At 37.6% G+C, this 10,851-nt stretch carries 8 protein-coding genes and 8 pseudogenes; all 16 read right to left on the reverse strand.

All coding sequences use genetic code 11. From position 1 onward, the window contains the following. Nucleotides 1-8 precede the first annotated feature (8 nt). The 16 genes and pseudogenes from ARSQ2_RS13785 to aspS all read right to left on the reverse strand — a co-directional run bounded on the left by ARSQ2_RS13785 (nt 9) and on the right by aspS (nt 10,668). Entirely contained in the window at nt 9-131 is a 123-nt protein-coding gene (locus ARSQ2_RS13785) for a hypothetical protein (RefSeq protein ID WP_255487660.1), read from the reverse strand. Nucleotides 132-166: 35 nt separating this feature from the next. Next, a pseudogene (locus tag ARSQ2_RS08260) lies at nt 167-991 on the reverse strand (glutamate-5-semialdehyde dehydrogenase); the annotation flags it as partial. Next, entirely contained in the window at nt 991-2,100 is a 1,110-nt protein-coding gene (proB, locus tag ARSQ2_RS08265) for a glutamate 5-kinase (protein WP_181994997.1), read from the reverse strand. The gene proB and the pseudogene ARSQ2_RS08260, both read right to left, overlap by 1 nt. Nucleotides 2,101-2,231: 131 nt before the next feature. Beyond that, nucleotides 2,232-2,622, reverse strand: a pseudogene (gene crl, locus ARSQ2_RS08270) (sigma factor-binding protein Crl). A gap of 70 nt (nt 2,623-2,692) precedes the next feature. Continuing rightward, nucleotides 2,693-4,032, reverse strand: a pseudogene (locus tag ARSQ2_RS14920) (alpha/beta hydrolase). Nucleotides 4,033-4,154: 122 nt separating this feature from the next. After that, nucleotides 4,155-4,614, reverse strand: a pseudogene (gpt, locus tag ARSQ2_RS08285) (xanthine phosphoribosyltransferase). A 94-nt stretch (nt 4,615-4,708) separates the two neighbouring features. Continuing rightward, the gene (locus tag ARSQ2_RS08290) at nt 4,709-5,170 is read right to left on the reverse strand and encodes a transposase (RefSeq protein ID WP_181994998.1); all 462 of its coding nucleotides are present in this window, start codon (nt 5,168-5,170) and stop codon (nt 4,709-4,711) included. Beyond that, nucleotides 5,167-5,349: a hypothetical protein gene (locus tag ARSQ2_RS08295; RefSeq protein WP_181994264.1), complete on the reverse strand. Its 183-nt coding sequence runs from the start codon at nt 5,347-5,349 to the stop codon at nt 5,167-5,169. Before ARSQ2_RS08295 ends, ARSQ2_RS08290 begins: the two co-directional genes overlap by 4 nt. A 314-nt stretch (nt 5,350-5,663) precedes the next feature. After that, entirely contained in the window at nt 5,664-5,894 is a 231-nt protein-coding gene (locus ARSQ2_RS08300) for a lytic polysaccharide monooxygenase (RefSeq protein WP_420837760.1), read from the reverse strand. A gap of 473 nt (nt 5,895-6,367) precedes the next feature. After that, nucleotides 6,368-6,600, reverse strand: a pseudogene (locus ARSQ2_RS08305) (Holliday junction DNA helicase RuvB C-terminal domain-containing protein); the annotation flags it as partial. 110 nt (nt 6,601-6,710) lie between these two features. After that, a pseudogene (locus ARSQ2_RS08310) lies at nt 6,711-6,945 on the reverse strand (Holliday junction branch migration DNA helicase RuvB); the annotation flags it as partial. 216 nt (nt 6,946-7,161) lie between these two features. Beyond that, nucleotides 7,162-7,404, reverse strand: a pseudogene (locus ARSQ2_RS13795) (transposase); the annotation flags it as partial. Between the two features lie 16 nt (nt 7,405-7,420). Further along, a complete protein-coding gene (locus ARSQ2_RS08320) occupies nt 7,421-7,783 on the reverse strand; it encodes an IS630 transposase-related protein (RefSeq protein ID WP_181995000.1) in 363 nt (120 codons plus the stop codon). Nucleotides 7,784-7,868: 85 nt separating this feature from the next. Continuing rightward, nucleotides 7,869-8,612, reverse strand: coding sequence for a YebC/PmpR family DNA-binding transcriptional regulator (locus ARSQ2_RS08325; protein ID WP_181995006.1), 744 nt, complete (start codon nt 8,610-8,612; stop codon nt 7,869-7,871). 30 nt (nt 8,613-8,642) lie between these two features. Further along, a pseudogene (locus tag ARSQ2_RS12990) lies at nt 8,643-8,875 on the reverse strand (NUDIX hydrolase); the annotation flags it as partial. A 29-nt stretch (nt 8,876-8,904) separates the two neighbouring features. Continuing rightward, a complete protein-coding gene (aspS, locus tag ARSQ2_RS08335) occupies nt 8,905-10,668 on the reverse strand; it encodes an aspartate--tRNA ligase (protein WP_181995002.1) in 1,764 nt (587 codons plus the stop codon). Between the last annotated feature and the right edge of the window lie 183 nt (nt 10,669-10,851).

Consider the following 10,851-nt stretch of genomic DNA (forward strand, 5'->3'; position numbering starts at 1 on the left):
CTATTTGATTAATCCAACGCGATACAGATGCAGAGCCAATCGGAAATTGCTTCGCTGTTTCTCGGATACTCAACCCTTCTTTCTTCCATCGTAAATATCACTTTACGTCTAAAATCAATTAAATAGCTCATATAAATAATGTCATCAAAATTAAGTCGCTTAGCTATAATAACGTTTCCAATGAATTACATGCACTTGGACGCTGCACTTTAGCATTCACGATCAGTGGTAGTGCTTTGTTAAAATCAATATGCTGATCGACATAAATATGACAGACATCAATACCATCAGTGATCACTGGGATGATTGATTGATTGTTCACGGCATAGCTTATGTAAACCCGCACCACCACGCGGGATCAACATATCTACATAGCGATCCATTTTCAGCAATTGGGTTACTAATTTTCTGTCTGGATCATCAATAGATTGAACCGCTGCCTGTGGAATATCATTTTGTTGCAATGCTTGCTGAATAACTTTAACGATTGCTTGATTAGTCTGTGAGGTCTCTTTACCAACCACGTAAAATTACGGCATTACCGGTTTTCAAACATAACGAGGCAACATCGATCGTTACATTCGGACGGCCATTCATAAATAACACCAATCACGCCCAGTGGAACACATCGACGTTGTATATTTAAGCCATTGTTTAATAAGCCGCCATCGAGTATACGTCCAGCCGGATCAACTAATTGACATACCTTTCTTACATCATTAGCAATAGCATCTAATCGCTCAACAGTTAGCAATAGTCTGTCTTGCATAGCTGCATTCATATGGCCAGCTTTTGCGGCTTCCATATCCTTAGCATTAGCATTAGCATTAGCATTAGCATTAGCATTAGCATTAGCAGCTAAAATTGCATCACTCTGTTGTTGCAGGCAATCAGCTATATCCATTAAGACAACATTATTTTTCTGTTTTGTATTTAACCCTGCCAGGTACCATGAAGCTTGTTTAGCTGCGTTGCCTATTTTTTCCAACATCATTTACTCACTATCATATCCTCACGGTGAACAGCAACAGCACCATACTCATAACCCAAAATTCGATTAATTTCTTGCGAATGATATCCTGCGATTAGGCGTAAAGCATCGCTATTATAATGAGTCACCCCATGCGCTAAATCTTTGCTTAATAAATTAAGAATACCCACAACGTCGCCGCGTGAAAAATTACCACTAATTTTCATTATTCCTTTTGGTAATAATGAGCTGCCTTTTTGCTGGATAGCCAAAGCAGCAGGCTCATCGACAAAAATTTCACCCGCCAGAGGCGCGCCAAAAATCCACCGTTTTCGGTTTTCCATCGGCGTTTTTAAGCGATGAAATTTTTTTCCTACTTGCAAACCTTCGAGCACATTTGCGATCAGATTAGGCTTATCAGCGGCGGCAATAATCACTTCAATTCCCGCTCGGTCAGCAATGCTCGCTGCTTGCAACTTTGTTGCCATTCCACCAGTGCCTAAACCGGTCACACTATCACCTGCCATGCATCTTAGTTCATCATTAATATCATGAACTTCAGTGATCAATTGTGAATTTGGATTGTTGCGTGGATCTGCGGTATACAGTCCCTCGATATCCGTTAATAATAGTAACTTATCCGCATCAGCTAAAATTGCAACCAATGCCGATAAATTATCATTATCACCAACTTTAATTTCAGCTGTCGCAACGGCATCATTTTCATTGATAACAGGAATAATACGGTTATGCAGTAACGCTTTTAATGTGTCGCGTGCATTCAAAAAACGTTCGCGATCTTCAATATCAGCTCGGGTCAATAACATCTGACCAATATGAATACCATAAATGGAAAACAACCGTTCCCAAAGTTGCATGAGATGGCTTTGCCCAACCGCCGCGAGTAATTGTTTCGAAGCAATTGTTGCAAGTAATGTTCGATAACCTAAATGTGCTCGACCAGTAGTAATTGCACCCGAAGTGACAATGATAATGTGGTGACCTTTTTCATGCTGCTGTGCGCATTGTCGCACTAATTCAACAATACGAGCCTGATCCAAACAACGCGATCCACCCGTTAATACACTTGTTCCTAATTTTATCACCAAAGTTTGGCTATTGTTCATCATGCTTCTGCCATTAACTCTCTATAACAATAAATATTTAGTCATCAGTTTTACCAAGTAAGAAGCGTTATGCCAACTGACATAACGCAATTTTAATGAAAAGTTAATTTTACAATAGTTGCCAACAATATAAGCTATATATTAATTGCAACCATTTTAGGGCAAGGGGTTAATGTTAATTCCAATGTATTAAGTGAATGACCTAAATGTTTGTGGAATTCTTGCAATGTCTCTTAAAGAGACTTGATAATATTTCATTTATTAATTTCGATATGCTGCCAATTACCCGCGTTATCAAACATACCTAATTTATAATGATATACAAATCCGTCAAGTTCTCGTCTTAATTCCAACCACCATCCCCAAAATTCACGCTTTTCTGGAGCAGTCTTTGCATTAACACAAATAGCAAGGTAGTCGAAAAAAAAAGAGATTATCCTCACATTGAGATTCGCGGAGATAATATCCTAACCTGTTAAAATTCTTCAATAATTTACTTTTAGAATAATTTGAAGTTAAAGCCATAATAAGGATCTCCTTGTTGTTAAGCTACCTTTTTAGCAAATAAGGAAAAATAATCAAGTAATCACAACGATTATTCAATTTTGCTTTTTAGCCAACTCACTACTGTAGAAAGTGACTGATGAAAATTTTGATACAACGGCTTGGTTGGTAAAGTCAATAACTTAGCGTCAATGGACTAAGGTACGACAAGTAGTGCGTCTTCTTTAGGACTAAAAATATCATTTTGCCAGTTGACAGCCATAAACGGTACAGAACAGCGACGCCCTAATAATCCCTGTTTTTTAGAGAATAACAACTTAGTTCTGAACGTAAAACAGCTTCATCTATAGCTAAGCGACTGGCAAAGAGGTCAATATTCATTACCGGTATTTGATCCTGATATTTTTGTTCAGTAAGCAAGTTGTGGACGATGGGCCCTAAAACTGCAACGCCTTTTAAGCGCTTGAGTTCTAAATAAGCTAAGCGAAGTGCAATATTGGTAGAAAAACGCAAACCAATTACACCTATTCGAGTATGATCGATCTATGGAATATTAGCCAATTGATTAAGTACCTGTTGATGTAGCGCGCTAGTATTCTGGGAAAGTTTATATTTAATAGAATAGCCAATTGATGGCATATCCAGGGTTAACATAGCAAAACCTTGCGGGGCCAGATACTTGTTGAAAAGGCGGTAATAATCTAGTTGTAAACTATCTAATGTGCCACAAACTAAAATCGTGGGACACGGGTCTTGGCTGGTATCCGGTAAATGTAAAAAACCAATCACTTCTTTTTTGCCATCCGCTATTTTGAAAGAAAATTTTTTCAGTCGAAAATCGGTCAATTTCGCTGCATTTTCATAAGCTTTATTAGCTAATAACACCGCTTGTTCGGCAAGATTATCACCTTTAAGATGAGGATATGCAGCAATACTATATAAATTATAGCTGGGCGACTTTAAAATGATTACAAGTAATTACTTTATATCAGTAAATTTATGTTGGAGAAAAACATATATTTTGTAATCAAAATTAAGACGCTTAGCTATAGCTGCCCGTAACCAAGCTTGGCTTCTTGCTATTTTTGTTGGCAATTCAAGTGCTTTTTTCTGCCAGCCCATTGCTTGTTGTGACCACTCATAAGCACAATTTCCTGGCTGGTAACCAATTATGGTATCGAGTAAATTATCAAAACTTCGAATACGATTATTTGCCGAAATACGACTTAATACTCCTTCAATCTCCAGCCCATCGTTGCCACACCAAATCCATATTAGCTGGTTAAGGATACGATACCAACTAACATAACTCGTCCCTTCGAATATTGAGCTATGCTTTAATAAATGCGTTTTAGTCAGGCTATAAGTCACCAGAACAGAGGTTTCAGTTTGTTTCAGTTTTGATTTAGGCTTAAACAGCTTTTCTGACAGATTTTTTCACTCATATTGACTTTATTCAGTTAAAAACTTTAGCAATGAAAAAGGGATGCGATTAGCATTCCTATATCATATACTTTATTTCACGAATCAAAGCGAAATAAATAAAATAATTATTATTGTTCACAAAGCGGCTTAATAAAAACCTCTTTTTCCATATCCCAAGGTTGTTCTATCCAGGTATTTTTCGGTATATCAATAACATAATTATCAACTAATGGACGCCCAGCGGGTTTAGCAAAAATAGTCACAAAATAGCCTTTGGGATACATATCCCTCATAGCTTACGCTGTCCCGGCAGTATCGACCAAATCGTCGACCACAATATAACCTTCCCATCGCCGTCCACTCGCTTAATAACCTTAATTTTTTCTGGTTATTATGGTCGTAACTTGAAATACAGACCGTATTAATATGGCGTAGACCCAATTCACGAACAACAATAGCACTTGGAACAAGTCCACCGTGGCTAACCGCAATAATGCCTTTCCATTGCTTGGCTGGAAGTAAGCGTTGTACCAAAGTACGGGCATGCATTTGCAACATATCCCATGTTACGATGTATTTTTCACTCATAAAATTCTGATCCCAACGACTAGAGAAAATTTTAGAAAAGCATATTAGTGGAGACAAATATACCTAAGCGACTTAATTTTGATTACAATTTTGATTACACCATATTGAGTGCGAAAAAAATATCTGTGTCGCATCCGAGCGCTCTTTTTTTGCATTTAGTTTGTGCCCATTTATGTTCAATTGGATTAAGATCTGGCGAATAGGTAGGCAAATATGCCACCATATGCCCCGCATCGATGATGACTTGTTGAATACTCTGTTTCTTGTGAAAAGTTGCATTATCCATCATCATTACACTGTTTTTAGGAAGTACTGGGATAAGGACTTGGGTGACCACCCATGCATAGAAAACATCGCTGTTAATATTGATATCAAATAATCCGATAGCAAACAGCGTTGTGCCCAATAAAGCGCCGATAACATTTTCTTCCTTTAGCTCCCCAGTTCTTGAGACCAACACACCGTTGACCTTTCGGGGAATAGTCGTGAGTCCGCGAGGTATCGTGTGAAAAACCACTTTCATCAATAAAAACAATATGCTTGCCTTCTTTTTCATACTGTTGTTTTGTTGTTGAAACGTTTGTCGAGTATTTTCGTCGGCTTTCGGATGACGTAGAGTTTTTTATAGGTCAATCCGATTTTAAAGAGCTTGCCAAATGGCCTTCTGACAAACGCCAAAACGCTCTGCACGCTCTTTTTGGTAAGCATCTGGTATTGTTCAACATCTTTTATCAACTCGGATTTATCGATTTTTCCCTGACGCGTAGTCGATGCTTTTGGCTCTATTTGATTAATCCAACGCGATATAGCTGGGCGACTTTAAAATGATTACAAGTAATTACTCTATATCAGTAAATTTATATTGGAGAAAAACATATATTTTGTAATCAAAATTAAGACGCTTAGCTATACAGATGCAGAGCCAATCCGAAATTGCTTCGCTGTTTCTCGGATAATCAACCCTTCTTCTTCCATCGTAAATATCACTTTACCTCTAAAATCAATTGAATAGCTCATATAAATAATGTCATCAAAATTAAGTCGCTTAGCTATAACTCACCAAACCAACGATCTCCAGTACTGGCAATTTTACCATCAGCTGGCCAACGCCGAGAAAAACCTTTACGACCTTCAACCGATTGTGGTTCAACCATAACCGCACCACAATTACCATTTTTACCTAACGAACACAGATAAGCTCGACTAGTAGGAAAATCGATATAACCATGCATAGGATTGAGGAGAGTATTTGCTCTGGAAAAATTTATAATACTAATCAATACTAATCAATACTAATCAATACTAATCAATACTAACATTGCTAATGATAACATTGATAATAATAATTTTATTTTCATTCAGTTTATTTCGTAATTAGCTAATTTTATTTATTAAAAAATAGTTAGTAGACATAATGAAAATTACCGTTAAATTATTATTTAACCACGGCAAAACATTAATAATATTAATATAATTAATTTATAAAAAATAATTAATTATATTAATATTAAACTATTGCTTATTTTTGAGAGTTAAATATCATTAATTTATATTAATAATTAATTAATTAAATAAGAAGTTCATTTATAATAAAATGGTTATTAAAAATAACAAATAATAATAATGATAAATAAATTATTATTTATTCATATATTATGAATAGCAGCTTAACACCGGGTTAAGCTGCATTGAAAATAATTAGCATAATTATATTAGCGAATTACAAGCAATAAATTTAACCCCATTAATAAACTTAGTTAGCATCATCATAATCTTTATTAACCCCAAAATGACGGTAGGCATGATCAGTCGCAATTCGACCAGGGGGAGTACGCTGAATAAATCCTTGTTCAATCAGGAAAGGTTCAAGAACATCCTCTATAGTTTCCTTTTCTTCACCAATTGCAGCAGCCACATTGTCTAATCCTACCGGGGTCCCCCCATAAATTTATCAATAATAGCTATTAATAACTTACGGTCAAGATATAGCTGGGCGACTTAAAAATGATTACAAGTAATTACTCTATATCAGTAAATTTATATTGGAGAAAAACATATATTTTGTAATCAAAATTAAGACGCTTAGCTATAGCCAAAAATGGCTGAATCAACATTAAGCATAATATCTAATGCCTGTGAAGCGATGTCGCCATCGATAATACCATCGCCTTTTACTTGGGCAAAATCTCTTACTCGCCGTAATAAACGATTAGTTATCCGCGGGGTTCCCCGTGAGCGCATCGCAATTTGTCTCGCACCGGCATTAAAAATTTTTAACCCCATAAAGTGAGCACTACGTAATACAATCGTCTGTAAATCATCGACATTATAGCTAAGCGACTTAATTTTGATTACACCATATTGAGTGCGAACAAAATATCTGTGTCGCATCCGAGCGCTCTTTTTTGCATTTAGCTTGTGCCCATTTATGTTCAATTGGATTAAGATCTGGCGAATAGGTAGGCAAATATTCCACCATTTCCCCGCATCGATGATGACTTGTTGAATACTCTGTTTCTTGTGAAAAGTTGCATTATCCATCATGATTACACTGTTTTTAGGAAGTATTGGGATAAGGACTTGGGTGACCCATGCACAAAAAACATCGCTGTTAATATTGATATCAAATAATCCGACAGTAAACAGCGTTGTGCCCAATAAAGCGCCGATAACATTTGTTCTTCCTTTAGCTCCACAGTTCTTGAGACCAACACATCGTTGACCTTTCGGGGAATAGCCGTGAGTCCGCGGGGTATCGTGTGAAAAACCACTTTCATCAATAAAAACAATATGCTTGCCTTCTTTTTCATACTGTTGTTTTTTTGTTGAAACGTTTGTCGAGTGTTTTCGTCAGCTTTCGGATGACGTAGAGTTTTTTATAGGTCAATCCCATTTTTTTAAAAGCTTCCCAAATGGCCTTCTGACAAACGCCAAAACGCTCTGCACGCTCTTTTTGGTAAGCATCTGGATATTGTTCAACATCTTTTATCAGCTCGTATTTATCGATTTTTCGCTGACGTGTAGTCGATGCTTTTGGCTCTATTTGATTAATCCAACGCGATACAGATGCAGAGCCAATCCGAAATTGCTTCGCTGTTTCTCGGATACTTAACCCTTCTTCTTCCATCGTAAATCTGACTTTACTTATAAAATCAATTGAATAGCTCATATATATAAATAATGTCATCAAAATTAAGTCACTTAGCTATACTGATAAGCAGCATGCTATCTCTTAATATAAAAAGTTGATTTAATTATAGCTTAGCCGCAACTTCATCTGAAATTTCCCCATTATGATACACTTCTTGTACATCATCAGAATCTTCCAGCATGTCGATTAAACGTAAAAGTTTAGATGCAGTGTCAGCATCTAAATTTGCTTTTGTTGACGGGATCATTGTCACCTCGGCGGCTTCAGCCTTAAAACCGGGCGCATCTAAAGCATCTTTTACATCACCAAAGCTTTCCAGCGTAGTATAAACATCGATGGCACCATCATCATAAGATTCGACATCATCTGCACCCGCTTCTAATGCCGCTTCCATTAAATTATCTTCATCAATGCCTGGTGCATATGAGATCACGCCACGTTTAGTAAATAAATAAGCAACCGAACCATCGGTACCTAAATTACCACCGTACTTAGTAAAGGCGTGGCGGACATCAGAAACTGTACGATTACGATTATTACTTAAGCATTCAACCATAACAGCCGTACCGCCTGGGCCATAGCCTTCATAAATGATCGTTTCCAGATTATCATTGTCATCACTACCTACACCACGTGCGATTGCTCGATTTAACGTATCTCGCGTCATATTATTAGATAATGCCTTATCAATCGCCCCACGCAATCGTGGGTTTGATGCAGCGTCAGCACCACCTAAACGAGCCGCTGTTACCAGTTCACGAATAATTTTAGTAAAAATTTTACCCCGTTTAGCATCTTGCGCCGCTTTTCGGTGTTTGGTATTGGCCCATTTACTATGACCTGCCATGAAATATCTCCCAAAATACGTCAATAAAAATCATTTTAGAACAAATTGTTCAATCGCCTGACGGTTACTCCATGACTTGGTCAATGCTGCTGCCTGAGCAGCAGGTAACCAACGAAAAGCCAAATGTTCTTTCAATAAAAATCCTGCTCTTGCGGTAAGGAAAAAGAAAACCAATGCTCTTTACATTGAGTTATACCCGGAGCATAGCGGTGGCGAAATTTTAAAAAAATATCAAAATAGAGACTGTGTTGCAGATCAACTACTGATTCCGGCCGTTTATATTGCATAGTATTTATTTAGTTTTTGGAGCAACAGTTATCGCCAATTCCGCTAATGCGGCCGGATTGGCCACGCTGGGTGCATCGGTCATCAAACAAGCTGCTGCGGTTGTTTTTGGAAACGCAATCACATCCCGAATATTTTCTGTTCCCGTTAATAACATAACAAGTCTATCTAAACCAAATGCTAAACCGGCATGTGGCGGTGTTCCATATTGTAATGCCTCAAGCAAGAAGCCAAATTTCTCTTGCTGATCTGATTGGCTAATATTAAGAATTTCAAAAACAGCTTGTTGCATCTTATTATGGTGGATACGCACTGAGCCGCCACCAACTTCATAACCATTAATGACCATATCATAGGCATTACCCACAGCCGCTAGAGGATTGGCTTGTAGTTGCTCCGGGGTAAAATCTTTCGGTGCAGTAAAAGGATGATGCATAGCATGAAGCTCACCATTTTCATCCTCTTCAAACATTGGAAAATCAACAATCCATAACGTTTTCCAGCTATTATTTTGTGTGATTGCTAAATCACGCCCTACTTTCAACCGTAATGCTCCCATTGCATGATTGATAACATTTTGTTTACCAGCACCAAATAGCAAAATATCACCTGCTTTAGCTTGGGTACGTGCTAACAAATTATCAATCACCGATGGTGGTAAAAACTTAGCTATCGGGCTTTGAATATCTGCCTGACCTTCAGTCAGCGAATTAACCTTCATCCAAGCTAATCCTTTGGCGCCGTAAATAGCAACAAATTCAGTATAACCATCAAGTTGTTTACGCGTTAATGTGGCCCCGCATGGAACACAAAGTGCAGCCACACGGCTTTTTGGATCATTGGCAGCTTCAGCAAAAACTTTAAATTCAACGGCATTGAGCAAATCAGCAATATCAAGCAACTTTAATGGATTCCGTAAGTCTGGTTTATCTGAACCATAACTTTGCATGGCCTCAGCAAAAGTCATTACCGGAAAAGTGCCTAACTCAATACCTTTATTTTCCTGCCACAATTGACGGATCAAACGCTCCATCACTTCACGAACTTGCTCGGCAGTCATAAAAGAGGTTTCTACGTCGATCTGAGTAAATTCAGGCTGGCGATCAGCTCGTAAATCTTCATCACGAAAACATTTTACTATCTGATAATAGCGATCAAAGCCCGACATCATCAATAATTGTTTAAAAAGTTGTGGTGATTGCGGCAGAGCATAAAACTCACCTTTATGAACGCGGCTTGGAACAAGATAATCACGCGCACCTTCTGGTGTTGCTTTGGTCAAAATGGGCGTTTCAATATCAATAAAACCTTCTGCATCCATAAAACGACGCACAAAACTAGTAATGTTGGCTCGCTCTCTTAAGCGCGTTGTGATTTCCGGCCGCCTTAAATGAAGATAACGATATTTTAATCTTATTTCCTCGGAATTTTGTTGATTCCTATCTATCGGTAATGGTTCAGAAGGATTAATAATCATCAATGTTTGTGCAACAATTTCAATCTCACCGGTCGGTATCTCTTTATTGATTTGTTCACGTTCTCGTACCATACCTGTGATCTGGATACAAAATTCGTTGCGTAACTGTGACGCTTGAGTAAAAAGTTCGGCATGTTTTTCCTGCACAAAAACAACTTGAACTAAACCTTCGCGATCTCTCATATCGACAAAAATTAATTTACCTAAATTACGCTGGCGGTTAACCCAGCCACAGAGAGTCACTTTTTGTCCAACGTGAGCAACACCTAATTGCCCACAATAATTTGTCCGCATACGATATCCTTTTACTCATCATACAGAGTCGCTTGCACTAGCCGTTTTAGTGCTATTAATTTAAATATAATCAAAAAATATCGCTATTATACAGAAATTTCTACTGGGAAATAAGTACGCCTTATCATATTGGCCAGATAACTTTTAACGTATTCGCAATCTGAAAGCTTTTTATTGATTTAA

The organism is Arsenophonus endosymbiont of Bemisia tabaci Q2, from assembly GCF_902713415.1.
In the GTDB taxonomy this organism is placed as follows: domain Bacteria; phylum Pseudomonadota; class Gammaproteobacteria; order Enterobacterales; family Enterobacteriaceae; genus Arsenophonus.